The sequence below is a fragment of the Streptomyces sp. NPDC026673 genome, assembly GCF_040638135.1.
Lineage (GTDB): Bacteria > Actinomycetota > Actinomycetes > Streptomycetales > Streptomycetaceae > Actinacidiphila.
Window position 1 is genome coordinate 154,772 of the sequence record NZ_JBEZXR010000005.1, and the last position, 25,735, is coordinate 180,506.

The 25,735-nt window shown below is 69.2% G+C and carries 32 protein-coding genes and 1 pseudogene; 14 read left to right on the forward strand and 19 right to left on the reverse strand.

Features of this window, described 5'->3' with window-relative positions; genetic code table 11:
- The first annotated feature begins 29 nt into the window (after window positions 1–29).
- From lepB (AB0F62_RS06285) to AB0F62_RS06335, 11 genes and pseudogenes are all read left to right on the forward strand, one after another.
- Complete coding sequence (gene lepB / locus AB0F62_RS06285; RefSeq protein ID WP_361792728.1) at window positions 30–668, forward strand: signal peptidase I; 639 nt, start codon at window positions 30–32, stop codon at window positions 666–668.
- Window positions 661–1,770 (forward strand): signal peptidase I, encoded by a 1,110-nt coding sequence (lepB, locus tag AB0F62_RS06290; protein ID WP_361792730.1) that lies wholly within the window; start codon window positions 661–663, stop codon window positions 1,768–1,770. The genes lepB (AB0F62_RS06285) and lepB (AB0F62_RS06290) overlap by 8 nt, the downstream gene beginning before the upstream one ends.
- An 82-nt stretch (window positions 1,771–1,852) precedes the next feature.
- Window positions 1,853–2,563: a signal peptidase I gene (gene lepB / locus AB0F62_RS06295; protein WP_361792732.1), complete on the forward strand. Its 711-nt coding sequence runs from the start codon at window positions 1,853–1,855 to the stop codon at window positions 2,561–2,563.
- Window positions 2,564–2,606: 43 nt separating this feature from the next.
- On the forward strand, window positions 2,607–3,371 hold the full coding sequence (gene lepB / locus AB0F62_RS06300) for a signal peptidase I (RefSeq protein ID WP_361792734.1): 765 nt from the start codon (window positions 2,607–2,609) through the stop codon (window positions 3,369–3,371).
- A gap of 2 nt (window positions 3,372–3,373) precedes the next feature.
- Complete coding sequence (locus AB0F62_RS06305; protein ID WP_361792736.1) at window positions 3,374–3,853, forward strand: NUDIX hydrolase; 480 nt, start codon at window positions 3,374–3,376, stop codon at window positions 3,851–3,853.
- 39 nt (window positions 3,854–3,892) lie between these two features.
- A complete protein-coding gene (locus AB0F62_RS06310; protein ID WP_018562949.1) occupies window positions 3,893–4,219 on the forward strand; it encodes a DUF2469 domain-containing protein in 327 nt (108 codons plus the stop codon).
- Between the two features lie 92 nt (window positions 4,220–4,311).
- Window positions 4,312–4,683: a YraN family protein gene (locus tag AB0F62_RS06315; protein ID WP_361792738.1), complete on the forward strand. Its 372-nt coding sequence runs from the start codon at window positions 4,312–4,314 to the stop codon at window positions 4,681–4,683.
- Window positions 4,683–5,654: pseudogene (locus tag AB0F62_RS06320) on the forward strand (ATP-binding protein); the annotation flags it as partial. The gene AB0F62_RS06315 and the pseudogene AB0F62_RS06320, both read left to right, overlap by 1 nt.
- Before the next feature lie 86 nt (window positions 5,655–5,740).
- The gene (locus AB0F62_RS06325) at window positions 5,741–6,013 is read left to right on the forward strand and encodes a hypothetical protein (RefSeq protein WP_361792740.1); all 273 of its coding nucleotides are present in this window, start codon (window positions 5,741–5,743) and stop codon (window positions 6,011–6,013) included.
- A gap of 633 nt (window positions 6,014–6,646) precedes the next feature.
- Window positions 6,647–6,922, forward strand: coding sequence for a winged helix-turn-helix domain-containing protein (locus AB0F62_RS06330; RefSeq protein ID WP_361792742.1), 276 nt, complete (start codon window positions 6,647–6,649; stop codon window positions 6,920–6,922).
- Window positions 6,923–6,975: 53 nt separating this feature from the next.
- A complete protein-coding gene (locus tag AB0F62_RS06335; RefSeq protein WP_361792744.1) occupies window positions 6,976–7,395 on the forward strand; it encodes a hypothetical protein in 420 nt (139 codons plus the stop codon).
- A gap of 56 nt (window positions 7,396–7,451) precedes the next feature.
- On the opposite strand, the gene AB0F62_RS06340 is transcribed toward AB0F62_RS06335, so the two are convergent.
- The 17 genes from AB0F62_RS06340 to AB0F62_RS06420 form a co-directional block, all read right to left on the reverse strand.
- On the reverse strand, window positions 7,452–8,381 hold the full coding sequence (locus tag AB0F62_RS06340) for a hypothetical protein (protein ID WP_361792746.1): 930 nt from the start codon (window positions 8,379–8,381) through the stop codon (window positions 7,452–7,454).
- 206 nt (window positions 8,382–8,587) lie between these two features.
- Entirely contained in the window at window positions 8,588–9,082 is a 495-nt protein-coding gene (locus tag AB0F62_RS06345) for a DUF4365 domain-containing protein (protein WP_361792748.1), read from the reverse strand.
- A gap of 234 nt (window positions 9,083–9,316) precedes the next feature.
- Window positions 9,317–9,601, reverse strand: a complete 285-nt coding sequence (locus tag AB0F62_RS06350) for a hypothetical protein (RefSeq protein WP_361792750.1) — start codon at window positions 9,599–9,601, stop codon at window positions 9,317–9,319.
- Window positions 9,598–9,828 carry a hypothetical protein gene (locus AB0F62_RS06355; RefSeq protein ID WP_361792752.1) on the reverse strand — a complete coding sequence of 77 codons (231 nt, stop codon included), beginning with the start codon at window positions 9,826–9,828 and terminating at the stop codon, window positions 9,598–9,600. The genes AB0F62_RS06350 and AB0F62_RS06355 overlap by 4 nt, the downstream gene beginning before the upstream one ends.
- A gap of 88 nt (window positions 9,829–9,916) precedes the next feature.
- A complete protein-coding gene (locus AB0F62_RS06360) occupies window positions 9,917–10,768 on the reverse strand; it encodes a GH25 family lysozyme (protein WP_361792754.1) in 852 nt (283 codons plus the stop codon).
- 88 nt (window positions 10,769–10,856) lie between these two features.
- The gene (locus AB0F62_RS06365; RefSeq protein ID WP_361792756.1) at window positions 10,857–11,396 is read right to left on the reverse strand and encodes a hypothetical protein; all 540 of its coding nucleotides are present in this window, start codon (window positions 11,394–11,396) and stop codon (window positions 10,857–10,859) included.
- A 13-nt stretch (window positions 11,397–11,409) separates the two neighbouring features.
- Window positions 11,410–14,613 carry a carbohydrate binding domain-containing protein gene (locus tag AB0F62_RS06370; RefSeq protein WP_361792758.1) on the reverse strand — a complete coding sequence of 1,068 codons (3,204 nt, stop codon included), beginning with the start codon at window positions 14,611–14,613 and terminating at the stop codon, window positions 11,410–11,412.
- 9 nt (window positions 14,614–14,622) lie between these two features.
- Window positions 14,623–16,884 (reverse strand): phage tail tape measure protein, encoded by a 2,262-nt coding sequence (locus tag AB0F62_RS06375; RefSeq protein WP_361792760.1) that lies wholly within the window; start codon window positions 16,882–16,884, stop codon window positions 14,623–14,625.
- Between the two features lie 4 nt (window positions 16,885–16,888).
- The gene (locus AB0F62_RS06380) at window positions 16,889–17,098 is read right to left on the reverse strand and encodes a hypothetical protein (protein WP_361792762.1); all 210 of its coding nucleotides are present in this window, start codon (window positions 17,096–17,098) and stop codon (window positions 16,889–16,891) included.
- The gene (locus tag AB0F62_RS06385) at window positions 17,095–17,589 is read right to left on the reverse strand and encodes a hypothetical protein (RefSeq protein WP_361792764.1); all 495 of its coding nucleotides are present in this window, start codon (window positions 17,587–17,589) and stop codon (window positions 17,095–17,097) included. The genes AB0F62_RS06380 and AB0F62_RS06385 overlap by 4 nt, the downstream gene beginning before the upstream one ends.
- Window positions 17,589–18,101, reverse strand: coding sequence for a hypothetical protein (locus AB0F62_RS06390; protein ID WP_361792766.1), 513 nt, complete (start codon window positions 18,099–18,101; stop codon window positions 17,589–17,591). Before AB0F62_RS06390 ends, AB0F62_RS06385 begins: the two co-directional genes overlap by 1 nt.
- Window positions 18,102–18,114: 13 nt before the next feature.
- Window positions 18,115–18,549 (reverse strand): minor capsid protein, encoded by a 435-nt coding sequence (locus AB0F62_RS06395; protein WP_361792768.1) that lies wholly within the window; start codon window positions 18,547–18,549, stop codon window positions 18,115–18,117.
- A complete protein-coding gene (locus AB0F62_RS06400; protein WP_361792770.1) occupies window positions 18,546–18,902 on the reverse strand; it encodes a hypothetical protein in 357 nt (118 codons plus the stop codon). The genes AB0F62_RS06395 and AB0F62_RS06400 overlap by 4 nt, the downstream gene beginning before the upstream one ends.
- Window positions 18,899–19,216 carry a hypothetical protein gene (locus tag AB0F62_RS06405; protein WP_361792772.1) on the reverse strand — a complete coding sequence of 106 codons (318 nt, stop codon included), beginning with the start codon at window positions 19,214–19,216 and terminating at the stop codon, window positions 18,899–18,901. Before AB0F62_RS06405 ends, AB0F62_RS06400 begins: the two co-directional genes overlap by 4 nt.
- A complete protein-coding gene (locus tag AB0F62_RS06410) occupies window positions 19,213–19,605 on the reverse strand; it encodes a hypothetical protein (protein WP_361792774.1) in 393 nt (130 codons plus the stop codon). The genes AB0F62_RS06405 and AB0F62_RS06410 overlap by 4 nt, the downstream gene beginning before the upstream one ends.
- 164 nt (window positions 19,606–19,769) lie before the next feature.
- Window positions 19,770–20,633 carry a phage head protein gene (locus tag AB0F62_RS06415; protein WP_361792776.1) on the reverse strand — a complete coding sequence of 288 codons (864 nt, stop codon included), beginning with the start codon at window positions 20,631–20,633 and terminating at the stop codon, window positions 19,770–19,772.
- A gap of 68 nt (window positions 20,634–20,701) precedes the next feature.
- The gene (locus AB0F62_RS06420; RefSeq protein WP_361792778.1) at window positions 20,702–21,442 is read right to left on the reverse strand and encodes a hypothetical protein; all 741 of its coding nucleotides are present in this window, start codon (window positions 21,440–21,442) and stop codon (window positions 20,702–20,704) included.
- A gap of 127 nt (window positions 21,443–21,569) precedes the next feature.
- Here AB0F62_RS06420 and AB0F62_RS06425 point away from each other — a divergent pair, with 127 nt between their 5' ends.
- On the forward strand, window positions 21,570–21,866 hold the full coding sequence (locus AB0F62_RS06425) for a hypothetical protein (protein ID WP_361792780.1): 297 nt from the start codon (window positions 21,570–21,572) through the stop codon (window positions 21,864–21,866).
- Between the two features lie 40 nt (window positions 21,867–21,906).
- On the opposite strand, the gene AB0F62_RS06430 is transcribed toward AB0F62_RS06425, so the two are convergent.
- Both AB0F62_RS06430 and AB0F62_RS06435 read right to left on the reverse strand, forming a co-directional pair.
- Window positions 21,907–22,071 carry an Rmf/CrpP fold protein gene (locus tag AB0F62_RS06430; protein WP_361792782.1) on the reverse strand — a complete coding sequence of 55 codons (165 nt, stop codon included), beginning with the start codon at window positions 22,069–22,071 and terminating at the stop codon, window positions 21,907–21,909.
- Between the two features lie 4 nt (window positions 22,072–22,075).
- Window positions 22,076–23,866 carry a phage minor capsid protein gene (locus tag AB0F62_RS06435; RefSeq protein WP_361792784.1) on the reverse strand — a complete coding sequence of 597 codons (1,791 nt, stop codon included), beginning with the start codon at window positions 23,864–23,866 and terminating at the stop codon, window positions 22,076–22,078.
- Between the two features lie 174 nt (window positions 23,867–24,040).
- Between AB0F62_RS06435 and AB0F62_RS06440 the strand changes: the two genes are divergently transcribed.
- Together AB0F62_RS06440 and AB0F62_RS06445 are read left to right on the forward strand one after the other, a co-directional pair.
- The gene (locus AB0F62_RS06440; RefSeq protein ID WP_361792786.1) at window positions 24,041–24,760 is read left to right on the forward strand and encodes a hypothetical protein; all 720 of its coding nucleotides are present in this window, start codon (window positions 24,041–24,043) and stop codon (window positions 24,758–24,760) included.
- Window positions 24,761–24,920: 160 nt separating this feature from the next.
- Window positions 24,921–25,469 carry a hypothetical protein gene (locus AB0F62_RS06445; RefSeq protein ID WP_361792788.1) on the forward strand — a complete coding sequence of 183 codons (549 nt, stop codon included), beginning with the start codon at window positions 24,921–24,923 and terminating at the stop codon, window positions 25,467–25,469.
- Window positions 25,470–25,735 lie beyond the last annotated feature (266 nt).

The window sequence follows — 25,735 nt, forward strand, 5'->3', positions numbered from 1 at the left end:
CAAGCGGAGCCCTATAGGCTCTGCGCTCGATGGACACAGAGGTACACCTTCCGGAGCGCGACCGCGCCGATGCCGCCGAACGGCGGGATGAGCGGTCGCGCTTCGGCGTACGTACACAGCGGTATGCCCTGCTTGCCGTGGCGGGCGCCGCCGTGATCGTGATGGTCAACCTCTTCGTGGCGCAGCCCTTCGAGATTCCCAGCGGGTCGATGGAGAACACCCTGCGGGCCGGGGACCGCGTACTGGTCAACAAACTGGCGTACCGTTTCGGCAGTACACCCGCCAGGGGCGACGTCGTGGTGTTCGACGGCGAGGGATCGTTCGTGCAGGGCTCCGGCGGGACCGACTACGTCAAGCGCGTCATCGGTGTCGGTGGGGACCGGGTGACCTGCTGTGACGGACGGGGCAGGATCACCGTCAACGGGAGCCCGCTGGATGAGGATTATCTTTATCCCGGAGACACGCCGTCCCGGGTAGCGTTCGACATCGAGGTTCCGAAGGGGAGGCTGTGGGTGATGGGTGACCACCGTGCCGACAGCCGGGATTCCCGTGATCATCTCGGTGACCCCGGTGGTGGCACCGTCCCGGTCGACAAGGTGATCGGCAGGGCCGAGGCGACCATATGGCCGTTCGGCCGCCGCCGGTCGCTGGAAGGCGCCCATGGGTAGCCGCGGGCGGGAGCGTCCCGGTCAGCCGAGCAGGGCCGAGTATCTGGGCGACCAGGCGGGTCCGCGCAGAGGCGGCGGCCGGGCCGACCGGCGCAAGCTGGCGCGGAAGGTCAAGCGCAGGCGGCGGCGTTCCGCGGCCAAGGAGATACCCCTGCTCATAGGGGTCGCCCTGTTGATCGCGCTGGTGCTCAAGACCTTCTTGCTGCAGGCTTTTGTGATCCCGTCGGGCTCGATGGAGCAGACGATCCGGATCGGCGACCGTGTGGTCGTCGACAAGCTCACGCCGTGGTTCGGCTCCCGTCCGCAGCGCGGTGACGTGGTGGTGTTCAAGGACCCCGGCAACTGGCTGGAGGGCGAGCAGGCCCAGTCGGGCGAGGACCCGGTGGTCGTCAAGCAGGTCAAGGAGTTCTTCACCTTCATCGGACTGCTGCCGTCCGCGGACGAGCAGGACCTGATCAAGCGGGTCGTCGCGGTGGGCGGCGACACGGTGAAGTGCTGCGACAGCCAGGGCAGGGTCACCGTCAACGGGACCCCGCTGAACGAGCCCTATATCCATCCGGGCAATCCGCCCTCGGAAATTAAATTCACGGTCAAGGTTCCGCCGAACCGGCTCTTCGTGATGGGCGACCACCGGTCCAACTCCGCGGATTCCCGCTTCCATCTCAAGGACGCGGGCAACGGCACCGTGCCGGAGAACCTGGTGGTGGGAAGGGCTTTCGCCGTGGCGTGGCCCTTGGGGCACTGGGCGGGACTGAAGGAACCGGCGACGTATGCCGGCGTCGCCGCGGCGGGCGGTTCGGGCGCGTCTGCCGCCGGGGCGGGCCCCGGAGTGGCAACATCCAACAATCGGCAAGGAATGACCCCGCTCCCGACTCCTGCGGAACTCCCGCTCGTTATGGGAGTGGTGGGCCTGCACCGCATATGGCGCGGGCGGCAGCGCGGAGTGAGGAGTGGATGTGGGGGACCTGGTGGTCGGCGCAAGGTCCGGACGCGGAGAGCCGGAAGATCGGGACCCCACGGCGGGCACGGCCGGCAATGGCGAGGCCCCGGCCGGAAAGAAAGGCCCGGACGCGGGCGCGGAGACCTCCGAAGAGGCGAGTGACACGAAGGACCGAGACGGCGGCGCGAAGAAGGCGCAGCGTTCCTTCTGGAAGGAACTGCCGCTGCTGATCGTCATCGCGCTCGTGCTGGCCTGGCTGATCAAGACCTTCCTCCTGCAGGCGTTCTCCATCCCCTCGGCCTCGATGGAGAACACGCTCCGGGTGGGCGACCGGGTCCTGGTGGACAAGCTCACGCCCTGGTTCGGCTCCGAGCCCGAGCGCGGCGAGGTCGTGGTCTTCCACGACCCGGGCGGCTGGCTCGGCGAGACCATCCCGGCGAGCACCAACCCGGTGACGACGACGATCCAGAAGGGCCTCAGCTTCGTCGGCCTGATGCCGTCCGCGGAGGAGAAGGACCTGATCAAGCGGGTCATCGCGGTCGGCGGCGACACCGTGGAGTGCAAGGGCACCGGCCCGGTCAAGGTGAACGGGAAGGCCCTGGACGAGCCCTACATCTACCCGGGGAACACCCCCTGCGGCGACCGTCCGTTCGGCCCGATCAAGGTCCCCGAGGGCCGCATCTGGGTGATGGGCGACCACCGGCAGGACTCCCTGGACTCCCGCTACCACCAGAACCTGCCGGGCAACGGCACGGTCTCCGTGGACGAGGTCGTCGGCCGCGCGATCGTCGTGGCCTGGCCGATCGGCAACTGGGCCACCCTCCCGATCCCCGGCACCTTCGACCAGCCGGGCATCAACGCCGCGGCCGCCGGCCTCCCGGCCGCGGGCGCGATGGCCGGTGCCGTACCGCTGGCGCTGTGGCGGCGGCGCCGTCTGGTCAACCGCGCCGGATGAGAGGGCTGCCCCCGGTCCGTACCGCCGGGTAGGGTGCGGACGCATGAGCACCAGCACACGCACGGGCACGCGCACGGCGACGGGGCGAGCGGACGCGCAGGGCGGCGGACGGACCGGACGGATAGTCTCCGGTCTGGCCGTCGCCCTCGGTTGCGTGCTCTTCCTCGGCGGTTTCGTCTGGGGCGCGCTGCTGTACCGGCCGTACACCGTCCCCACGGGGTCCATGACCCCGACCGTGGACGCGGGTGACAAGATCCTGGCCCAGCGGATCGACGGCTCCGAGGTGCGCCGCGGGGACATCGTGGTCTTCACCGATCCGCTCTGGGGCGACGTCCCCATGGTCAAGCGGGTCGTGGCGGTCGGCGGTGACAAGGTGGCCTGCTGCGACCGGCAGGGACGGCTCACGGTCAACGGCGAGCCGATCGACGAGCCCTACCGGCTCGACACCGAGGGCCCGGCCTCGCCGACCCCCTTCTTGGCGACCGTACCCCGGGGCAACCTGTTCATGATGGGCGACAACCGGGCGACGTCCGAGGACTCCCGCTTCCGCCTCGGCGACGCCGACCACGGTTCCGTGCCGCGCAGCGCGGTGTCCGCGCGGGTCGACGCCAAGGTGTGGCCGCTCGGCCGTGTGGGCATGGTCGACCGCCCCCGGGCCTTCGCCGCCCTGCCGGGCGGCGGCCCCTCCGGCACGGGGCCGATCCGCGCGGTGGGCGTGTCGATCGCGGCCGGCGTGGTGCTGATCTTCGCCGGTGCGGCGTACGGGCCGGTCGCGGAGCGGGCGCGACGGCGGAGGGCGGCGCGATAGCGATGCGACGGCGCGCGGCGCGGGTCGTCCTGCTCGACCCCTGTGACCGGATCCTGCTACTGCACGGGTACGAGCCGGACGACCCGTCCGTGACCTGGTGGTTCACACCGGGCGGCGGGGTCGAGGAGGGCGAGAGCCTGGACGACGCGGCGCGGCGCGAGCTGGAGGAGGAGACCGGGATCACCTCCGCGCTGCTCGGCCCGGTGCTGTGGGAGCGTACGTGCGCCTTCGACTTCGACGGCAGGCGCTGGGAGCAGGACGAGTGGTACTACCTGGCCCGCACCGAGGACACCCGGGTCCATACGGGCGGTCTCACGGAACTGGAGCAGCGCAGCGTCGACGGGCTGCGATGGTGGACCTGCGAGGAACTGCTCGGCTCGCATGAGACGGTGTACCCGACCAGGCTTGCCGAGTTGCTGCGCACACTGCTCGACGAAGGTCCCCCATTGTCTCCGATTCGCCTGGGGACAGAGCGTGACTGACGCACAATGGGGGGACGTACGGCTGAAGGGGAACATGCCATGAGCGCCGAGGACCTCGAGAAGTACGAGACCGAGATGGAGCTGAAGCTCTACCGGGAGTACCGGGATGTCGTCGGCCTGTTCAAGTACGTGATCGAAACGGAGCGTCGGTTCTATCTCACCAACGACTACGAGATGCAGGTGCACTCGGTCCAGGGTGAGGTGTTCTTCGAGGTCTCCATGGCCGATGCGTGGGTGTGGGACATGTACCGGCCGGCGCGCTTCGTGAAGCAGGTACGAGTGCTGACATTCAAGGACGTGAACATCGAGGAGCTGAACAAGGCCGACCTCGATCTGCCATCGGACGACTCCGGCTTCAACGGCTGAGTCCACCGGGGCCCGCTGGTTGTCCACAGGCCCCGATCAAGATCATCTCTCGGGCGTCACCTCCGTCACAGTGAGTGACGGAGGTGGTACGGATGAACGCCCGAGCAGCTTTTGGACGCTACGGCGAGGAACTGGCGGCACGGTCACTGACCGAGGCTGGGATGACCGTGCTGGAGCGGAACTGGCGGTGCCCGCACCGCGAACGCCACGGGGAGATCGACATCGTCGCGGCGGACGGGGACGCGCTCGTCGTGTGCGAGGTGAAGTCGCGCGCCGCGGGCGGCGGTGAGCACCCGATGGCCGCCGTCACCGCGCGCAAGACCGAGCGGCTGCGGCGGCTGGCGGAATGCTGGCTCGCCGACCACGGCGGGCCGCCACCGGGCGGCGTGCGGATCGACGTGGTCGGTGTGCTGCTGCCGGCTCGGGGCGCCGCGCGCGTCGAGCACGTGCGGGGGGTGGCGTGATGGGATTCGCCCGTACGTGTTCCGTGGCGCTGCTCGGCGTGGAGGGCGTCGTCGTCGAGGTCCAGGCGGATCTGGAGCCGGGTGTGGCCGCGTTCACGCTGGTCGGGCTGCCGGACAAGAGCCTCAGCGAAAGCCGCGACCGGGTGCGCGCCGCCATCGTCAACAGCGGCGAGAGCTGGCCGCAGAAGAAGCTCACGGTCGGCCTCAGCCCGGCCTCCGTCCCCAAGGGCGGCAGCGGGTTCGACTTGGCGGTCGCGTGCGCCGTCCTCGCCGCGAACGACCGCATCGCGCCGCGCGACATCGCCGACCTGATGATGATCGGCGAGCTCGGCCTCGACGGCCGGGTCCGCCCGGTGCGCGGGGTGCTGCCCGCCGTCCTGGCCGCCGCCGATGCCGGATACAGCCATGTCGTGGTGCCCGAGCGCACGGTCGCCGAGGCCTCGCTCGTGCCGGGGGTCTCGGTGCTCGGCGTCCGCAGCCTGCGGCAGCTGATCGCCTTGCTCAACGACGAGCTCGCCCCCGAGGAGGCGGAGGAGCCCGCCGACGGGCGGCCCGATCCGATACTGGCCGGGCTCACCCTGCCCGGCGCCGGCCACGGCACGGGGCTCGTCGACACCGGCATCCCGGACCTGGCCGACGTCGCGGGGCAGGGCACCGCCAGGACCGCCCTGGAGGTCGCGGCCGCGGGAGGCCACCACCTCTACCTCAAGGGCCCGCCCGGCGCGGGCAAGACGATGCTGGCGGAGCGGCTGCCCGGACTGCTGCCGCCGCTGACCCGGCAGGAGGCGGTGGAGGTCACCGCCGTGCACTCGGTCGCCGGGATCCTGCCGCCGGGCCGGCACATGGTGGACCAGCCGCCGTACTGCGCGCCGCACCATTCGGCGACGATGCAGTCCCTGGTGGGCGGCGGCAACGGACTGCCGCGCCCTGGCGCCGTCTCCCTCTCCCACAAAGGTGTGCTCTTTCTGGACAGGACGTGTAAAACAGGTGGCTCGCCCCGAGGTGCTCCGTAGGCGCCAGCGTTGACCCGTTCACCCTGGCGCCACAGGATTTCCTCATGTTGCTTCTCGCAGGTCAGTCTGAGGCCAACCCGGGGCCCTTCCTCCTGATTTGGGGTTTGGGGGTGATCGTCCTGGGAGGCATCTTCGCCTCGAAGAAGGGAGCCGCCGGCATTCGCCGGTTGGTCGTGCAAGGTCTGGAACAGAACCCGGAGCAACAGGCCAAGGCGCGCGCGGTGCCCGAGAATCGCCTTCGCTTCATCGGTGGGTTCTTGGCCCTCTGCGGGGTAGTGGCGATTCCGGTATCGCTGTTCATGATGACCGGCCACTGAAGCGCAACCCCTGTCGGCCTCACGGCTGCGACGAACAGGGCCCCCGCCGGATCGGCAACCGGCGGGGGTCCTGTCGTCTGTGAGGGCCCGCTACGGCCTGCGGCGGGCCCGTTGGCGGCACAGCTCAACGTTCGCGCACACGAGCACGCGGCCGCCCGGCCCGGACCCGGTCTCGATCATGTGAATGATTCCGTCGTTCGTGTGGTGCTGGCACCGGCCACAGCGGCCGGTGCCGCGAGTCGGCTCGGCGTCGATCAGAGTCACGGCCGACCACCCGCCCGCGCCTCGCGCCAAATGCGGAGCAGGCCGGCGCCCGCTCGGCAGTCGTCGGCCGCGCACGCCCCGCACGCCTGTGCGTGATCGAGGTACCGCCGGTATGCGGCCTGTACGTCGCCCTCGGCGACCGCCAGGAGCAGCGGCACCCGGCCGCGCCTTGGTCGTTCCCCTATGGCTGCTCCGGCCCCTGTTCTACGCTCTGCCATGTCGACCCCTTCGCGGTCGGCTGTGCCCCCGGGTGCCGTGCCGCGGCCCCGGGGGTGCTGTGTGTTCACGGTACCGCTGCACACTGCTATACACAGCCATACAGAGCTACTTACTTCTGCGCAGCGATGTGCACTGCCGCAGGCTCAACCCATGGACGAGGACCGGAGCGGCAGCATCAACCCAGCGCGGCCCGTGTACGTCTATGTGCAGCTGGCCGACGACATCGCCGCGCAGATCGTGGAGGGCCGCCTCGCACCCGGGGCGATGCTGCCCGGTGAGCGAGACCTCGCGGGCATCTACGGCGTCGCCTACCTCACCGCCCGGCGGGCCGTGAGGTTGCTGCGGGAGCGGGGCCTCGTCGTCACGCTGCCCGCCAAGGGGACGTACGTTGCCGAGCAGGTCGAGGGCGCCGACACGTCCGAGTGACGCGCACCTCGACCACTGGCCGCAGTGCTGCCGCTGCGCCTACTGTCGAACATATGAACGAACTGCCGCCGGATGTGGAACGCCTCCGCGTGCTCCGCACGTACCTGGAGCTACAGCTCGCCGCGGTGGACGCGAAGATTGAGCAGGCCACGGCGGCCGACCGCCCGGCGGCGACGGCCAGGCCGTCACGCGACGAGGATCCGTTCGCCCGGGGAGGCCGCGGCTGGAGGCTCGAGAGCGTCCTCGCGCCGAACGGCAAGGGACCCCGACGCGGCGTCGTCCACCGGGGCGACTGCCCGGCCGCGGCCGGCGGATGGCTGAGTCGGAAGGAACTGGACGTCGCGCTCGATCAGCCGGAGGTCACGGCGTGCCCGAAGTGCCTCGAACGGCCTTCCCCGGGGCCAGGTAAAGGGGACGTTCATTTGAGCGTTCCGGTGTCTATGGAGAGCTTGACAACGGATGGTGTCTTCTGAGAGCGAACATGGATAACGCCAAAGAAGCCACTCGGCCACTCATCGCCGGGTCGCCATCAAGAAATTGGAAGCAGAATTTCATCGATGGGCCGGAAACTGACTGGATTTTCGACGACCAGTCTCCTCCCAGCGCCATGATTTACTTCACCTTCCACGATGACCGCACGGCGGGCGTGGTGCCAAATTAGCACCTCTTGGTAAGTTTGATAGGGGAGGCGAATTCGAATCTCCGACCGCCTGCCTCTACGGACCGTTGAAATTGTCGCAAACCCAAATGGGTCATCTCCAACATGCCTCAACTCTACGATATTCCCGGAGAATGTCGAGGTAGAGTCGATGCGATGCTTTTTCAGTTTTTCTGCAGCCTTCTCAATCTTTTCGGAAGCATCTGATTCAATGGAGACTGCATCTGGCATGGTCTCTGGGGCAGGGACAGAGGAGGCCCACTCGAAACTGGTCTCGAACTCACTGACTGAGGGCTCCGTCAGGATCTTGGCCAGCGCAGAGCAAAACTCCCTGCTGACCCCACGCGCCACCACAGCGTGCAAATCTCCCACGCTAGGAGAAGACTCCGGCTCAACGATGATTTCTTTAACTGCCATAAGCGACTGAGCCAAGGTGCGCGTAACGCGACGCTCGAAAGGCTCAGGTGCGGCTTTGAATAGCTCCAAATCGGCCGTGTCGAGAGTCTCTTCGCGGACCTCTTCCGTGTGTGAGAGAGGGACGAGGATGGGGATGATGAAAGAACCTTCTTGTGTATGATCCATTCGGGCGCGTCGCAATACCGCGTCCCCTTGGCGGGCATAGTTGCCGCCGATCTCGCCACGTTCGTTCCACGCAGTGGTACCGACAGCCCTCAGCAATTTGCGCGCAGAGGCGATCACTGTAGACGCAGCCTCGAAAGGGATCGTGTCGGTGATCGCATAGTCATTTGCCGCACGCAGATATGTTACATCCATATAGTGGTACCGGATGCCCAGAGCCACATCCTTTGGGCTCCTACGCTCTTGCCTAGCGATTCTCTCAACGATTCCGACAGCAATTCCAGGATCGTTTTCAGAAGGGACGCCGATCATGACTCCGTCGCGTACCCAGATCGTTCCCGCGGATCCAGGGGGTTGCCTTTCCCATCCCTCCGCTTGTAGGTACGTGCGAATCTGAGAGACAGTCGGGATTATGGCGCCGCGCGAGCCTAGGGTGCCAGTGGAGTGAAACATGATTTCACCTCCCTTTCCCAAACTTCCAGCGTTGCCGCCGTAAGTCGCTGCTTCTTTGGTACTACGATCTTGTCAGTAGGGGCCCCCGCACCGTTTACGCGTACCCAAAAAGCGGCCGCCCTGTGATCCGTTCCTGCATCGTGATGCTGAATCCAGTCCAGTGGATCCTTATAGTCCAGAATCACCAGGACAAAATAGACTGGAACCGCCGAGGCCGACCAGCTGTCACGCCAGTGGAGTTCCGAGTCCCAAGTGGCGCCCCTGCCCAGAATTTTGAATTGTGAGCTACATTTGATTTGGATCCGCGCTGCTGCTACTGCAAACTCAAGGCTGCCATCTACAGCGATTGCATCCTCATCTGGCGCCGTCTCGTTGAAGCCAACTGCGGCTTGGCTGAATATCGATTTCGCGTAGGCGACACCAAATCTGCCTTTAGCTGTGTTCAGATCCAGCGTGGCAATCGAATTCACGAGCGTTACCCCCCTCCCCACCGTGCGGTTTACCTCTTTCCGGCTCGCGACACACTCGCGCATGACTGCCGGCGCAGCCGTGGGTTCGACCTGCAACTAGGCGAAAATCTTAGCCACAGGGTAACGACATGTCACTAGTCGTGACCTTCAGTTGCCCAATTCGAGTGATCCCCGGAGACGGCAATGGCGCCCCCCGCACGGCCGTGTGAGGCCGTACGGGGGGCGTTGAGGCTGTCAGGCGAGGAACTGCACGGCGTACCCGGTGAGAGCGCCGATGACGGCCGCACCGCCCGATGCGGTCCACACGCGGCGTTCGAGGGCGGCGAGGCGGGCCTCGACCGCTTCGAGGTCGGTCCGCTGGTCGGCTAGGGCCTGGTCGGTCTGTCCCGCGCGCTGTACGAGCAGGGCCAAGCTGCCCTTGATCTCGGCCAGGCCCGTACCGAGGTCGCCGCGGAGGTCGGCCAGGGCGACGGCCACCGAGACGGGGTCGGCCGGCGGCAGCGTGGGGGGCGGGGTCACTTGGCGTCAGTCCCGTCAACGAGGCCCAGGCCGATGCGGTCGAGCAGGGCCTCGACGGCGGGCAGGGCCATCACGCGGGCGAGGCCTCCGGCGACGGCCAGGGCGACGGCCACGCCCGGCAGGGAGTCGGGGACACCGGAGGCGTCCACGATGGCCGGGAGCGCGACGGCCAGGCCGACGGCGCCCTGTATGACGGTGCGGATGGTGCGGCGGGTGGCGGTGCTCATGGGCGGTACCTCACTTTATGGTGCGGGTGGTGGGGGGACCGCCGGGCGCGGGGAGTCGGCCGCGCCCGACGGGGTCGAGCGGGGCCGATCAGGCGACGAGGGTGAACCCGCGCTTCTTGGCGAGCTTGGTCGCGCTGGTCTTGCCGGGGATGCCGTCGGCGTCCTTGCCGGAGTAGCCGAGTCGGTGCTGATACGCCTTGTACGCGGCCTTGGTTTTCGGCCCGGCGACGCCGTCGAGGGCGCCGGAGTACAGACCCTCGGCGTGAAGCGCGCGCTGCACCTCCTTGACCGATCCCGACGCGGGGTGCTTCGGGTAGTCCTCGAACGCGCGGATCAGGTTGGACAGGTCCACCTTCACCGGCTGGTGCGGAGCGGCCGGCGGCGTGGCCGGGGCCTTCCTCGCCCAGGCGCGCAGCGCGGCGCGGTTGGCGAACTGGCCGACGTTGGTGTCTACCGGCTTGTCGGTGTACTGGTGGAACTTCCATGCTGCCTTGATCCGCGGGTGCCCGGCCGACACATAGTCGGCGATCCACAGGGCGTCGCCCGCGTTGCTGCTGGTGTCCCGGGTCGTCCAATACGACTGGTTGCAGTACAGGCCGACGCGGTGAGTGTTGCCGCGCAGCCGCTTGACCTCGGCGAGGAACACGTCCTTGTCGTGGCAAGACACGCCCGGGTCTTCCCAGTCGGCGAACAGGGGGTCACCCTCGACGCTGGCGGCCTGCTGCACGAAGTAGGCGGCCTGGCGCTTCATGTCGCCCGGCCGCAGGAAGTGGTAGAAGCCCACGACGAGCCCGCCGGCGCGAGCGTGCGCGGCCTGCGCGGTCATGCGCGGGTTGACGTAGCTGGTGCCTTCGGTGGCCTTGACGAACACGAAGTCGAGCCCGGCCGTGGCGAACGTCGCGGTCTGGTAGGACGAGACGTCGATGCCCTTGACGGTCATGCGGGGGTGCCTCCTCGGGGCATGAAAAAACGCCCCGGCGCGGTCTGCGCGGGGCGTGCGGTGGGGTGCTGTTGGGGCGGCGCGGTGGCTACGCGGGCCCGGAGTAGGTGATCGAGATGTACGGGGCGAGGGTGCCCGTCGCGGTGGCGATCGACGTCGTGGTGCCGGTCGTGGTCTGGGCGGCAACCAACTCGATGTAGTCACCCGCGGCGAGCAGCTTCGGGAATGGCCGGGCCTCGACGGTCAGTGCGGTGGCGCCGATGGCGTCTGCGTCGGCGAACGTTCGGGAGCGGCCGCCGGCGAAGTTGGTGCCGTTGGCGAACCACAGCGCGTCACGCTGCGTGCCAGTGCTTCCGGAGGCGGGTCCGTTGAATGCGGTCGCTCCGGCGAGGGTGAACCATCCGGCGAACGGCGCGGTCCATCGCGTCGGCTGCGATGCGTTCCAGCCGCCGAGGGCGTCGAGCTGGATCGTGTCCCACTGGATCGCGTTCGCGGACGACTCGGTCGCGGTGGTGATCGTCTGTGCGGTCGACCGGACGGCCATGAATACGACGGCGCCGATCATGTAGAGCTGGTTCGTCTTGCCGGACTGGATCCGGCCGCCGGCCGGGGCGAGGTTGAACGCCACGGGGGGTGTCCTCCTACAGAGAGATGATGGCGGGCTGCGCGAGGCGAACGTCCTCGCTCGCAACCTGCGGCTTGCTGATGCCGTTCACGGCGCGGTCAACGGTCATGGCCTGCGGCGACGCGTTGTACGACGTCACGGGCATGATCGTGATGAAGTTGCCCCACACCTGGACACCAGCCGGGGGCGTGTTCGCGATGGTGAGCAGCACACCGCCCGTCGCGGAGTTCGAGGGCGCGGTGTACACGGCGTCGAACCACACCCACGCGCCCACGGTCGGGGTCTTCGAGGAGTTCGACGTCGTCAGGTAGGTGCGGTTCGCGTCGTACCAGTTGACAGAGATGCTGAGCGTCGTCGAGCCGAGGGAGCCGCCGACGTACACCCACCCTGACGCGCGGTACTGCTGGCCGGGTGTGACGTTCGACTTTGAACTCTCGACACGGGGACTGGCGGCGCCGGTAGTGGTCAGCAGGATGGATTGCGGGGCCCGCTTGGTGCGGGCCGTCGACGGGGCGATGGTGGCGCCGCCGAACGCCTGCCATCCGGCGGTGCCGTCCCGGAAGTCGTAGTTCGCGTTCGTGATCTCGCCGACGGCCTGGACGGTCATCACCTCGCCGCCGACCCGGATGTCGAACTGCGGGTCGTTGGCGAGGTCGGTCGTCCACAACAGGCCGTCGGTCACGGCGACGCGGATCACGGTGTCGTCCGCGTCGGCCGGCGCCGCGAGCTGGCTGCCGTCGGTGTCGTAGCGGTCCAGCGCGTCGACGTCCCACGTGCCGACGGTGTACGGCGTCGCGGGGGTGGTGTTGTAGTCGACGGTCCACCCGCGCGGGGACAGGGTCGCTGTCCATCCCTGGACGATCTGATCAATCGCGTCGGGCGGCATCCACGGCGGGGGGTTGCGGACGATGATCCGGTCTCCCACGCGGACGCGCTTCGCCTGCTCGATGAGCTGCGGGTCGTCGGCCAGGTCGACGCGGATCGTCGGGTACCGGGCCCCGTCGTATGTGCCCTGCCACACCCGCCATGACGCCATGTCCGGGAGCTGGTCGTCGTCGAACGCGTTGACGGTGTAGCTACCGGCGTACGTGCCGATCAGGTCGGGCGTCATGGGTCCCTGGTCGGCGACGGCCCGTGCGGAGCTGCCGCCGTCCCTGGACACTGTGACGTCGTTGAGGATCGCGGCGTCGTCGTCGAGGGGTTCGAGGGGCGGGGCGACTTCGCCTGCGGCGTAGTTCAGCGTGAGTGCTGGCCGCTGGTTGTACAGCGTCGAGCGGGCGCGGTAGGCCAGGCCGTCGCCGGTCGTGTCCTCGGAGATCATGCCGAGGTCGGCGTCCGCGGCGTCCTGGACCAGGTCGACGAACGTCGCGATGCGTTGCGGTCCGAGCAGCGTCGACGTTCCCCACTCGTAGTCGGTTACGGCGAGCGGGACGTCCTCCTCGCGGGCGAGGCGCGCGATGCGGTCGGATGCCCCCTCGCCGTCCCACGCGACCATGGCCGGGCCGGTTGCGTCGTAGGCGGCCGTCGAGGTGGCCATGGCCAGGTGACCGACCGCGGTGTCTCCCGAGTTGCTGCCGCCGAGAGTGACGCCCGTGATGCGGCCGACCGTGCGGCCGCTGATCGTGCCGCTGACCTGCTGCACCTCGCCGCCGTCGGCGAACGTGAACGCGTCGACGTCGAGGTAGTACAGACGCCAGTTGATGTTGTTGCCGGACTGGACGAGGTCGAGGCCGACACTCAGCCGCTTTCCCGACAGGACGCCCGCCGGGGTGTTGTTGAGCAGGCTGTCGCCGTCGCCGTTGACGGCCGACAGGGCGAGCCCGTTCGACGTCGTCCGCGACAGGGTCCAGCGCACGGCGCTGCCCGTGGCGTTGAGGGCCAGGATCGGCACCGTCGCGGCGGGCGTGTCCGTCGGGAGAGCGAGGAACATGCGCATCGCGAACTGCCCCGTCGAGGGGTACGAGGGGACGCGGCCGGTCAGGGTGCCCGTGCCGAGGGTCGGCAGGGGCGCCGATGCCACATAGTCCGAGGAGGCCGCGGGGGTCACGCCGACGCGGCCCGTCAAGGGACCGAGGCCCGGGGTCGCGGCGGCGAACGACGTCGCGTCCTGGCCGTCCTCCATCGGCCAATACGCGATGATGTCGCGCCGGGCCGGGCTGGAGAACTCGCGGCGCATCGGCGACTGCAACGCGGGCGCGCCCTGGCCGAGCTGCCGCAGCGTGCCCGATGCCTGCACCGGAACGGTGACGTCCTGGCCGGTCTGCCACCGGGACGGCCACGCCGGGACCTTGCCCCGGAACAGGACGTCGCGGTCGGAGCGGATCGCGGCCGTGCCGCCGATCGTCCACGCGCGGCCGGCGGAGTCCGTGAACGACGTCGCCCCGGGCGTGAGGGTGGTGAAGTCGGGGGCCGCGACTACCGGGCCGTCGATGCCGTTGCGGACCTCGAAGCGGTGCGCGAGGCCCGCGAACGGGACGCGGGCGGGGCTGGTCGTCGCGTCGCCGGAGGCGATCTGTAGGGGCGCAGTGCTGTTGAAGAGGGCGAACGTGCCGGGGACGGTGAGGCCGTCGTCGACGCTGAATTGCGTCCACGGCCCGTCGAGGGACGGAGCAGCGTAGAACCGGACCAGGATCAGGCCGTCGCCGCCGCCCGCGTGGAACGTGGCACGGACCGCGGCGCGGGGCGGCAGATGCGGCAGCGTCGCGTTACCGCCGGACAGGCCCGTCGAGCCGTCCGCGGAGACGTCGAGCGTGAGTGCGCCCTGATAGACGCGGAGGGCCCACGACTTCTGTCCGGAGGCGTTCCACTTGCCGATGAGGACTTGGTTCGCCGTCGGGTGGTACCAGTCGGCCGTGACCTCTGCGCGGACGTCGAGGTCGGCCGTGATGTCGAGGGCGGACGCGTCCGGGGTCGAGGCGACCGCGCCGACGGCGCCCGGCAGGGCCAGAGCAGGCGGCCCGCCGGGCACCGTCAGCCGCAGCGGGGTGTTACGGCGCAGCTTGCCGTACCACTTCCCGCGCGGGTTGAGTCGGGAGTAGTCGCCCGACTCGTTGTTCATCGTGAACGAGCAGGTACCCACGTCCGGGCGGGAACCCTCGTCGTGCTTCCCGGACGTGAGGACGATGCTGTCGCGGGCGTACACGTCGGCCGTGACGTCGACCCACTCGCCGTCGAGCTGGAGTTCTACGGCGACGTCGAGCGGGTCGTCAGGGAACGACACGGGGTCTCCTTATCCGAATGCGAGTTGGACGGAGCCGCGGCCGTCGATGCGGACCATGCGGCGGATCATGCGCTTGAAGTCGCCGTCAGCGCCGGTCACGTCGATGACCAGTCGGCCGGCGGCCGAGCCGCTGGAGCCGGCCGCGCCGACGCTGGCCGCGCTCATGCGGGCCGTCGTCATGCCGGGCGTGGGGACGTCGACGAGGTTGCGCATCGTGCGGTCGATGACGCCCGCGTTGTCCTCGGCGCCCTGGGCGATACCGGCCGGGATCCAGTGGCCGACCTGATCGGCCAGGACACGGGACGGGGAGTGGATGCCGAGGGCCCTCGCGATGGGGCCCGGGATGATGGACAGGGCCCAACTGGTGAGCGTCGACTTCAGCCATCCGCCCATGGAGCGGATTCCGGACCACAGGCCCGTGACGACGCTCTGTCCCTTGCTGTAGAGCAGGGAGCCGAGGGAGCCGATGCCGCGGGAGATCATGGCCGGCAGGCCGCGCACCCACTTGACGAGTTCGTTCGCCTTGCGGATCGAACCGTCCTTGATGGACTGCCAATGCTTGATGATCAGGCCCGGCAGGGTCCAGTTAAGGAACAGGTTGACGAGCTTGCCCGGGACGCCGCGCAGCCAGTTGACGACCGCGTTCCACACGCGGACCGTGCCGTCCTGGATGGCCTTCCAATGGCTGATGATGATGCCCGGCAGGCTGTACTTCATCCACAGGTTGAGGATGAAGTCGCCGACGGCCTTGATCTTGTTCCAGATCCAGTCCCACGCCTTGGTGGTCCACTCGACGATGGTGTCCCAGTTGGCAATGATCAGGGCGACGAGGGCGACGACGGCCGCGATGATCAGGCCGACGGGGCCCATCGCGATCAGCCAGGCCGCGGCCATGCGGGCGGCCTGGACCATGGACTGAAAGCCCATTGCGATCCATGACGCGACGACGGTTGCGGCCGAGGCCGCCGACGTCGCGGCGGTGCGGATCATCGCCGGGAGCAGGACGGCCGTCAGGACGAGGGCCGCCGCCTTGATCTCCGTCGAGTGCTGCCCGAGGAAATTGATCATCGACTCAAGGGCGGGGAGCACCTTCGAGCCGATGATGTCGACGATGCCCTGTTGCAAGCCGCGCTTGAATTGCTCGATGCGCGTCGAGGCGTTGTCTCGCAGGCTCTTGCCCATCTTGTCGGCCGCGCCGCCGACCTGCCCGAGTCCCTTCGCGGCGCTGCTGGGGTCCATCGCGAACAGGGCCGCGCCGAGGTCTTCGGCCTGTGTGCCGAACAACGCGGTCGCGGCCGCGCTCTGTTTCACGGGGTCCTTGATCGCGCGCAGCCGGTCGAGGGTGGTGTCCAGTGCGGCAGACGCGGACTTGCCGCCCTTGCCGAACTTCGCGGCCATGTCGGTCGCGTTGAGGCCGAGGGCCTGGAAGCCCTGCGCGGTCGTCGCCGAGCCGTCGACGGCCCGGATGCTGAATTCCTTGATCGCGTCGGCCGCGATGTCGGAGTCCCGGGCGCCGGCCTGGATGGCCTGGTTCATCAGGCCGACCGCGGTCGCCCCGTCGATGCCCGCCTTCCGGAACTGCGTCCCGTATTCGTTGAAGGTATCGACAAGATCATCCGCCTTGTTCGCGGACGACTGGAACCCGGCGGTCAGGATGTCGAACGCCTCGTCCGCGTTCTTGGCCAGGCCCGTACGGAGCATCTGAGACACGGCGTTCGTCACGCCGCCCAAGTCCTGATCGAACGTCCCGGCGAGGTCGGAGACCTTCGTCGAAAGCTGCTCGATCTGCGCGTTCGTCGCGTCCGGCGGGAGCAGGCCCGCACCCATCACGGCCTTGATCGCGTCGGCCGCGCCCTGGACGTCTTCGGTGACGGCGTTCGCGTAGAGCTGCCCGGCTATCTGCCCGTACCGCTTCGCCTGCTCCGGCGTCGCTCCGAGCTGGGCGCCGAGCCGGTCGCCTATCTTCTCCTGCTCGATCGCCTGCCCCATGGCGGCGCCGAGGGCCGCCCCGATGCTCGCGCCGATCGTGGCCGCGGCGAGGGACTTCAACGCGCCCTTGATGGCGTCGGCTGCTCCGGCGCCACCCTCGGCGCCGCCGTCGGCCAGGCCGTCGCCGAGGGCCTGCCCGGCGTCCTGCCCGGCCTGCTGGCTGGTATCGACGATGCGGTTACCGCCCGCCCGCATGAGGCGTTCGGAGTTGTTGACGCCGTCGCGGACGCCGGAGTCGTCGACGGTGATCGTCGCGGCGAGTTCGCCAACGGTCAGTGCCACGACGTCACCTCTTCCTGTGCTTCTTCGGCTCCGGCGGCGGATTCAGCACGCGGGAGATGCGGGAGTCGGCCGACATGAGGCCGTAGATGCGGGCCTTGAGCCATCGCCACGACCGGCCGGAGAGGATCCCGGGCGCGCCAACGTCGACGCCGTAGATCTCGTGGAGATCGGCCTCGATCAGGGCCCACTCTTCGAGCAGCCGCGCCCACTTCACTTGCGGGCCGCGCTGGCCTTTCCTCCGCGGCGTCGCGCCGGGCGGGTACTCGTACCACTCCCAGAGCCCGGATTGCGGGTCGTACTCGCCCCGCCCGATCGGGCCGCCTGCGACCTGCGCGAGGCCCGATTCGGGGCCGCCGCTTTTGGGTCGCCGCCCGCGTTCCAGTAGCGCTCTGCGGCCTCGCGGTCCTGGACCACCCACACCATCGTGGTCAACGCGGCGTGCTTGAGCGCCGGCCACTTCACGCCGTCGGCGATCATCTGCGCGTGGGTGTCGCCGAGCAGGTCGGCGTACATGTCGCGTTCGGCCGCGTCGGCGAGGATCCGCTCATTCGTCCGCCCGCCGTCGGCCGCGATGGCGGCGGCCTGGACGAGGGCCTGAGTACGGAGGCCGATCTCCGCGGACGGGGCCTCGACGACGTACTCACGGCCCTTGATGGGGAGCGTGAGCGTGTCGTCGAGGAGGTCGTCTAGTGCCTCGAACCCCATCAGGCGGCCGTCCGGTCGAGGGAAACGACCTTGGTGAGGGCCTGGGCGCCGGCCTCGTTCGGATTGTCGATGTCGAGGAGTTCGCCGTCGCCGGTCAGGGTGACGGTGATGGTCTCCAGGTCCTCATCCGATCCGCCGTCGGGGGCCCACGTGACCAGGGCGTATCCCTCGTGGGCGTCCGGCAGGCCGTCGCGGTCGTAGTAGCGGACGTGCACCTTGGACGCGGCCCCGAACTTCTTCGACGCGGCCTTGAGGGCTTCGTGAGCGGGGTTGAACACGCCCGCGACGGGGTCGTATCGGTGGAGGACGGTTGCCTCCACGCTCCACTGGAGCGCGGTGCGGGTGTTGCCCTTCCATCCGCCGTTCTCGTAGTCGCTGGAGTCCTGGTCGGTCGGCTCGACGTTCGGCGTGAACTCCTGGACACCGGGAACCAGGGTCCAGACGGGGGCGCCGGTCGTGCTGAGGTCGATCTCCAGCCGGTACCGGCGGGCGAGGGCGGTCTCTTCGGACATGGGGGCGTGCTCCTTAGCTGAGCTGGGGGTGTGGCTGGTGGGCGCGGAGCTGGTAGTTACTGGCGCGCTCGTGACGCCCCTGGGAGTCGGGGCCGAGGGCGGACGTGGACACGCGGGAGATGAGCAGCACGCGGGCCGTGCCGAACGTGTGCGGGCCGGAGGCGTGTAGGACGGCGTGAACGGCGTCTTCGAGGTCCGCGGCTTCGCGCGGGTCGGTGCCCGCACGCACGCGTACCTGAACCATCACGGTGCAGTCCGTGAGGGTCGTCGACTCCTGCACGAAGTAGGCGGTCAGGACGACGGCGCGGTCCGTCGAGGACGGGAGCGCGGTGTCCGTGATGGCGGTGTCGTCCGGGCCGTACACGCCGCTGGGCGGGTAGTAGGTGCCGACGTCGGCGGCGTCGAGGAGTTGGGCCAGGCCGCCGACGAGGTCGGTAAGGAAACTCACCGGAGGGCCCTCCTGATTTGCGCGGCTATGAGGGCCTGGACCTGGTCGGCCTCTTCGAGTAGCGGGAGTTCGAGGTACTTCGCGGTGCGCCCCTGGTCGTGGTGGAGCGTCATGTCCTCGTGCTGGCGGACGGCGTACCTCGTGTCGTACGACACGGCCCCGGTCACCTGGTCGCCCTCGTCGTCGACGGAGGCGACGCCGGAGCGTTCGAGGGTGCCCTCCTCGATCGGGACGCGGTCCCGGGAACGTTCGAGGACGTGTTCCGTTGCCAGCTGCACGCCGCGCACCTCGGCGGCGCGGAGCTGCGCGATGACGCGCGGGCCGTTCCACTGGAGTCGGGCGCGCTGCGTCATTCGCACATCACCTCGGTCGAGGCGGGCACGGGCAGGCCCGGCGCGGTGTGCTGGGCGACGCTGATCGCCACGGTGCGCCGGCCGTCCGGCAGGGTGACGCGGGATCCGGCCGGGCACACGACGTCGGGCAGGCAGAGAACCTGCGCGGTGCTGACGACCTGGGCGCCGGTGCTGTCGCGGGTCATCTTGACGACCTCGGAGACCAGGGCGCGCACGCCCGCGACGGGCGGTCCCCATGCGGGCCCGTACGGGCCGTCGCCGAGGAACGGCGCGATCGTCACCCGGTGCCGGAGCGCGTACGCGGGGACCTTCACCAGATCACCCCCGGGAGCAGGCCCGCCCGGCGCAGCGCGCGAGCTGCGCGCGGCGCGAGGTCGAGGTCCCCGGGCGCGGCCTGGGCGTCGCGGCGGTCGGACAGGGCGACGGGGCCGACGGAGACGCTGCCCCATCGGCCGGCGGCCCCGGTGCCGTCGTCTCCGGTGGCGTCCTGGTACTCGACCTGGCCGCACACGGCGTCGGCGAGGGCCTGGCGGACGTCGGAGTCGGTCGGCATGCCGTCGGCGTCGGTGCAGTACACGGCGGTGAGTAGCGCGTCGTCGATGTCCTGCGACGCGCGGGCGAGCAGGCGGGCGGCGTCGGCCGGGGCCGGTCGGCCGGTCCACTCCGCGAGCTGTTCGGGGGTGGCGTAGACACGACCGGCCATCCGGTCATCCCTCCTTGGGCGTGCTCTTGCGGGGCCGGGACGAGGAACGCCCCGCGGCCTGTTCGGGCTGCGGGGCGTTCGGATTGTCCGGCGCGGTGTCCGGCGCCGGGTCGGCGGCCGGTCGGTATCGGCGGCGCAGCATCATGCGCGCGGCCTCCCTTCGGTCAGGAAGCGGCCAGGGTGCCGACGCACACGGCGCGGTCGCTGAGGCGCTTCACGGCGTAGTGGAGCGTGGTCGTGATGACCGTGGAGCGCGCGAGGATGTCGCGGTCGGACTCGACGAGCGGCCGGCGCTTGTAGAGCAGGCCGAGAGCGTTGTTCTTGAGCAGCAGGAACTTCCCGGCGGCAATCCGGTTCGTGACGAACACGTTCACGCCCGCGATCCGGCCGAGGGAGCCGGTCGCGGCGGCCGACGGGCCGTTGCCGAGGGTCGCGGCGTTGACGAACGAGTCGTCGGCGAAAGCGTCCTGGAGCTGCGCCGAGTTGATGTACAGGCCCGCGAACGCCTCGGGGTCCCACTCGTCGCCGAACTTACCGATCGCCGGAACGATCGCCTTCTTCCACGTGAGGACGTTCGCCCCGGTGCCGGTGGCGCCGGTCCACGTGAGGGGCACGCCGCCACCGAACGCGGACTCGTCGGCCTGGGCCTGGGCGATCAGGGCCGCGTCCACCTTCCGGGCGGCCAGTTCGCCGAACTGCCGGCGGGCCTCGGCCTCGGGGTCGCCGAGGGCGGTCAGCCGGGCCTTGTCGGTCAGCTCGACGGCCTTACCGGCCTCCTTGATGGTGGCGGTCGCGTCGTCCGTCGACATCGGGACGGGGACAAGGGCCTCGTCCTCGTCGAGGTCGTCGAGTTCGCCGAGGGTGCCCCACTTCGGGAAGTGGATGGTGTCGCCGGGCTGCCCCTGGAGGGTGTTGTCCTCCATGACGGCGGCGGAACCGGCGACGCGAACGGCCCCGGTGAACTCAGCCTGTGCCATGTCGCCCCACACCTCGGGGACGACGAGCAGGCCAGAGGTGGTCTGTGCCATGACGGTTACTCCTTCTCCGGCGCGGTCGGCCGGGCGTTACGGGGTGCCCGGCGCGGTGGCCGGGACGGTCAGGAACCGGCGGCCAGGCGCCGGTAGGACTCGGGGTCGGACTCGTACAGCGCGGTGCGCGCGGTGTAGTCCATGGCGGCGAACTGGGCCGGGGTGACCTCGTTCGCTCCGGGGGTGAAGTCGGCGCCCCCGCGCGGCACGCCCGGCGTCCGGGCGCCGACGTGCGGGTACGCGTTGACGGCCGCGGTGATCGCGGCGGTGACGGCGGCCGGGTCGGCCGGGTTGACGGCGGCGAGCGCGGCCATCGCGGCCGTGCTGTCGAGCAGGGCGGCCGGGTCGGCGCCCGCGGCTGCGGCGTGCTGGTAGACGGCGGCCTGTGTCGCGGCGCGGGCGGTCGCGGCCTGCCCGTCGGTGACGACCTGCTGTGCCCACTGCGGGAGTCGGCTGATGTCGCCCGGGACGTCCGGGACGGGCGGCGCTACGGGCACGACAGGGGCGGCCGGGGCCTGGGGCTGCTGCTGTCCCTGCTGGGCCTGTACGCGCCAACTGGCGGCCTCGGCGCGGGTGTCCGTGATGAGCTTCTGTGCCCACGGCGGCAGGCTGTCGACGGTCTGCGGCTCACCCTGCGGCGCGGTCGCCGGGACGGGCGGGGCTACCGGCGGCGCGGGGGGAGCTGCCGGGACGGGCGGCGCGGTGAAGGGCGCGGGAGCGGCCGGGGCAACCAGGGCCGCCGGGGCCTGCGGGCCACTGGCGGGCGCTGCCGGAGCAGCCGGGGCGGCGGGAGCGGCGGGGGTAGACATGACGCGGCCTCCTGGACCTTGTCGGGGTGGCGGGCGCGCGCCTGGCGGCCCGTTTCTGGGCATGTAAAAAGGCCCGTCCGCGCCTGGCGGTCGGGCCCCGTGAGGTGGTGTCGAGATTGACCTAGCCATGATCAACACGCTGTGCGATCATCTGCCGGTGCCTGGTCACTGGACTGGTTCGGTCCTCTTCGCCCTTCTCGCTGTCTGCGCCTTCGCGTTGGCCGTCCGCGATGCCGTCCATCGTCAATGGACCCCCGCGGTACGGGACGCCTCAGGCGCGCTGGGCTTCGCGTGTATTAGCGCCAGTAACGAGGGCTACGCCATCGCAGCCGGTGGATACGGGGCGGCGTTTTTCTTCACAATTTCGATGGCCGCCAGCCTGTTCATCCAGCGTGCGAACCGCAAGAAGCAGACAGCGGCGTAGGCTCCTCGACCGGCCCCTACGGGGCTGCTGCTGGGTAGTGCTAGCTGGTGGCGCTCGGCCTCGGCGCGGTCGAGGCATAACCCTTGATCCACGCCGTGCGGAGCAGCGACGACGCGGGGTACGGGCACACGGTGGCGCGCTGGCCAGTCCTGCCGGCCTCCGCCCCCTGCTCGATCGCGTGCGCGATGTCGACGCGCGTACCCATGGCGTCACCTCTTGTTCTGCTGGTCGGCCTCGTTCTTCCGGGCCCCGGCCGCCCAACGCTGCTCGCGTCCGGTGACCTGCTCGATGAACTCGGCCTGCGTGAGGCGGCCGTGAGTCTGCCACCACGCCTTGAGTTCATCGGACGCGCGGGCGTAAGCGATGCGCGCGGGACCGGAGAACAGGCTAGCCGGGTCGATGCCCTGGGCGTCGGCCCTTCGGTTGAGCAGGTAGCCGCGGCATGCGTCCTCGGCCGCGAGGTACTGACGCCACACGTACTCGTCGTACAGGGCGCGTGCCTCGCGGCGGGTGATGACGCGGGCCTCGCCCTCCTCGACGGCCCGGGCGGCCTGGGCGGTCTCGGCCGCGAACGCCTCGTCCGTGGCCAGGGCGCCCCACCCGTCCGGGTCCGGGGCCGGGTCCATCGCGTCGGCCAGCTGGTCGCGGTCGGCGAGCAGGTCGTCCGCGGCGTTGCCGGTGTCGGCCGGCGCGACGAGCTGCGTCGGGTACCGGCGGTCAAGCTCGTCGAGGACGCGCGTCTGATCGTGAGTGTCCGATGCGCTGGAGCGCAGCGCGGCGGCGAGCTGGTCGTCCGACATCTCTCGCACGGTCGCGGCGTCGCCTGCGCGGACGCGGGCGGCCTGCAAGTCGATGTCCGACGGGCGCGGCGCGGTCGAGGGGAGGTTCGAGGCGCCGGGCTGCTCGCGCTGCCGGAGGCGACGCAAGTCGGGGTGCTCGGCCAGGTGGTCGCGCATCATGCCCTGCCACTGGCGAACCTTCGCCCCGGCGGCGCGGCGCGCTTCGGGGGTGACGGCGGCGGCCTGCTTGTTCTTCCATCGGCGGATGCCGCGTTCGATCTCCCGTTGCCGCTGCCCGGCCTCGTACCCGTCGGGGTCGTGGCGGGCGTTGCCGACGGGCGTGATCCCCGGGGTGTAGGCGCTGACGGAGTGGCGGCAGTTGGGGTGTTGCAGTCCAGCGCGGCGCGCCTCGTCGAGCGTCCCGGCGACGCGGACACGCACCATGCGGCCGTCGTCGGTGGCGTGCTCGACCTCGACGACGCGGGGGCCGTCCGGGCCGGTGAGGGCGAGGACGTGCCGCTCCCACGGTCGGCAGAGCGGACACTCGCGCGGGGAGTCGGACACGATGACGAGGTCAACACCCGCGGCCGACAGGGTCGTCATGTGCGCTTCGGTGGCGGCGCGGGCGACGGACGTACGGACGGCCATCTCGGCGTATGACGTCATGGACCATCGGCGGCCGGCGCGGTCCCGGAACGAGGTGATACCGCGGTTGGCGAACCGGGCCATCGCGTCTTGCGTGGCCTGGCGGCGCGTCGCGGTACCGGTGAGGGGTTGGCTGGTGACCTCGGCAACGACCTGGCGGTAGCCGTCAAGGACGGCCCGCAAGATGCCGCGGTGCGTGTCCGTGACAAGGGTGATCGCCTCGGCGGCCAGACGGTCGACGGCCCGCAGTCCCGGGACCTGGTCGACGACGCGGCGGCGCTCCTCGCCGAAGATCCCGCCCAACTCTTCGAGGGCGGACGTGCGGCCGGAGTTGTACGCCTCGGCGATGACGTCGCGTACCTCGGTCGACGTCGCCCCGGCGAGCTGGTCGAGCAGGTCGCCTGCGGCCCGCCGTAGCGGCTGGATCGCGGCGAGCTTGGCCGCGGCCCACCCGGGCGCCTCCATGCCCTGTGCGAGTTGCCGGGCGATGATGCCGAGGAGTCGGGCCTCGGCGTTGGCGTACTGGTCGGCGGTCTGCGCGGCCAGGTACTCGACCTGGTCGGGGGACACCGGCACGGTACCTCCCCTAGAACTTTGGGCGGCCCCGTGATCTCTGGGTCAGTCAGCCTCTAACCTGAGTTGCCTTGAGGGAGGGACAACATGGCGAGTGGGCCGACGGAGTCAGAGAACCCGAGGCAGAACGTGGGCAGGAGGACCACCGACGGCGATCGGAAGTGGTCCGCTGAGTACGTGTCAGCGTTCACGGCCCAGCCGCGCATCACCGGTCCCATCGCTCATCGCGGAGCGGTGGAGAGAAACGTCACCGTTCGCGTTGATGCGGCGCTTGGCCGTCGGCTCATCACCATTGAAGTGAGTGCCAGTGATCGTGTGCTCACGAGGTCGGATATCTCGTTCTTTCAAGCTCTCCGCGATGACGACGCGCCATATCACGATGTGCGACTTCCTGACGGCGAAACACTGCGGGTGTCCTATGCGGCCGGTCATGCAATCGGTGAATTCGTCCGCCAAATTCAACATGCTGAGTATGGGGAGTTGGGCGCCCCATCATTCCGCGCGCTCCGGGACCTGCTGTACAGCGATGAGACACGAGTGCCTATGTTCAATTCACCGCCGTCTGATTGGCTTCCCCTAAGGACGGTCCTTGAACAGGCATCGGCTATCGGGGTTGGCGTCACGTTCGGTGGACCTCAAGGCGTCGTAGCCATGGTCGGTGCCTATGTCGGCGGGATCTTCTTGGTAAAGTTCTTCACGCCGATTGTTGCTGCAGCCGGAGACGCTACGGCTGCGGCAGTGAACGCGAAGATTCGAACTGCTTTCGGACTCGAAGCGCAAACGGCCGTGCCGGTACAACCTGACCCGACCGGCGATTCCGCCACCCTACCCGCATCGTCTGAAGGTGCGGAAGGAGAGGCGCCAGGGCAACCTGGCGGCGGGGGATCCCAACAGTAGGGCATGCGGCGTCACGTCACGCGGGCTGTGCGCGCATGCAGGAAGTGGGCCGCACATTAAGCGGCCCCTTTCTTTCTATCTGGAAGCTTTAAGGGGGGCTGGGCGTGGCGCTAGAAGTCGGTCGGCCTCCAAGACGCTCAAGCCTGGGAGCAGCTAGGGTATGTCAGAAGAAAAGGCCGTTGTGCTCGCCGCGCTCATTGGCGCCGCCGCAGCTATCTTGGTTGGAGGGTTGGCATTCGCGGCGGCAGTCCGCCAAGTTACCAAGAGCGCCGAGATTCAACGCGATCAAGCGTTTTGGCAGGCGCAGCGTGACAGCTATACCCAGTTCATCACTGCTGCACATGAGTGTGTACGCATGCTTCGTCATTTCGAAAGTATTTCCGAGGTCGAGTGGGAGGAGATAGCGAAGTGGCATGAGAAGCTAAGTCTCTCCTATTCTGCCCTCTTGCTTGCGGTGTTGGATCCGGAGATCCGGCAGAACGCTCATACCGTGAAGAATATATTTGACCGGATGAAACGCCTCCTCGACGAGCGCCGAACTCCCGGCTACGTGCCTAGCCGAGAGGTTTTGGAAACGATTCGGCGAGAAAAGGACATGGTCGTGAATGCCATCGGTGAGCTTCGGCTTGCGATGCTGCGGGATTTGCATCGCGCAGCAGTGACGCCGCCGCGGCGGCGTCCGCCCGTACCGTCATCGCCTCGGATGTAGGCCCACTGTTGCTGTTTCTGGAGTGAGGTGCCTACGGGGTCAGGCCCGGTCCCGCCGGGTTCGACGACCTCGGCCGTGCGACGGAACTGCCCCACGCAGCCGCCTAGTTGCCGGGGCATTGGTGCCGTGATCAAGGCCTGACCCGCTGGTTTGTAGTCGAGCCCGTGCGTTGTGTTACTTTCATGTCGCTGCAGAGCCGATGTCCGACACGGCAGTGCAGTCGGTGGCCGAGAGCAACGGTCACAACCCGCCACCCTGGCCGCCGG

Coding starts and splice junctions, on each gene's coding strand:
- lepB (WP_361792728.1), top strand. CDS start 30: ATGGACACAGAGGTACACCTTCCGGAGCGCGACCGCGCCGATGCCGCC.
- lepB (WP_361792730.1), top strand. CDS start 661: ATGGGTAGCCGCGGGCGGGAGCGTCCCGGTCAGCCGAGCAGGGCCGAG.
- lepB (WP_361792734.1), top strand. CDS start 2,607: ATGAGCACCAGCACACGCACGGGCACGCGCACGGCGACGGGGCGAGCG.
- AB0F62_RS06305 (WP_361792736.1), top strand. CDS start 3,374: ATGCGACGGCGCGCGGCGCGGGTCGTCCTGCTCGACCCCTGTGACCGG.
- AB0F62_RS06310 (WP_018562949.1), top strand. CDS start 3,893: ATGAGCGCCGAGGACCTCGAGAAGTACGAGACCGAGATGGAGCTGAAG.
- AB0F62_RS06315 (WP_361792738.1), top strand. CDS start 4,312: ATGAACGCCCGAGCAGCTTTTGGACGCTACGGCGAGGAACTGGCGGCA.
- AB0F62_RS06325 (WP_361792740.1), top strand. CDS start 5,741: ATGTTGCTTCTCGCAGGTCAGTCTGAGGCCAACCCGGGGCCCTTCCTC.
- AB0F62_RS06330 (WP_361792742.1), top strand. CDS start 6,647: ATGGACGAGGACCGGAGCGGCAGCATCAACCCAGCGCGGCCCGTGTAC.
- AB0F62_RS06335 (WP_361792744.1), top strand. CDS start 6,976: ATGAACGAACTGCCGCCGGATGTGGAACGCCTCCGCGTGCTCCGCACG.
- AB0F62_RS06355 (WP_361792752.1), bottom strand. CDS start 9,828: ATGAGCACCGCCACCCGCCGCACCATCCGCACCGTCATACAGGGCGCC.
- AB0F62_RS06360 (WP_361792754.1), bottom strand. CDS start 10,768: ATGACCGTCAAGGGCATCGACGTCTCGTCCTACCAGACCGCGACGTTC.
- AB0F62_RS06385 (WP_361792764.1), bottom strand. CDS start 17,589: ATGGGGTTCGAGGCACTAGACGACCTCCTCGACGACACGCTCACGCTC.
- AB0F62_RS06390 (WP_361792766.1), bottom strand. CDS start 18,101: ATGTCCGAAGAGACCGCCCTCGCCCGCCGGTACCGGCTGGAGATCGAC.
- AB0F62_RS06400 (WP_361792770.1), bottom strand. CDS start 18,902: ATGACGCAGCGCGCCCGACTCCAGTGGAACGGCCCGCGCGTCATCGCG.
- AB0F62_RS06410 (WP_361792774.1), bottom strand. CDS start 19,605: ATGGCCGGTCGTGTCTACGCCACCCCCGAACAGCTCGCGGAGTGGACC.
- AB0F62_RS06415 (WP_361792776.1), bottom strand. CDS start 20,633: ATGGCACAGACCACCTCTGGCCTGCTCGTCGTCCCCGAGGTGTGGGGC.
- AB0F62_RS06420 (WP_361792778.1), bottom strand. CDS start 21,442: ATGTCTACCCCCGCCGCTCCCGCCGCCCCGGCTGCTCCGGCAGCGCCC.
- AB0F62_RS06425 (WP_361792780.1), top strand. CDS start 21,570: ATGATCAACACGCTGTGCGATCATCTGCCGGTGCCTGGTCACTGGACT.
- AB0F62_RS06430 (WP_361792782.1), bottom strand. CDS start 22,071: ATGGGTACGCGCGTCGACATCGCGCACGCGATCGAGCAGGGGGCGGAG.
- AB0F62_RS06445 (WP_361792788.1), top strand. CDS start 24,921: ATGTCAGAAGAAAAGGCCGTTGTGCTCGCCGCGCTCATTGGCGCCGCC.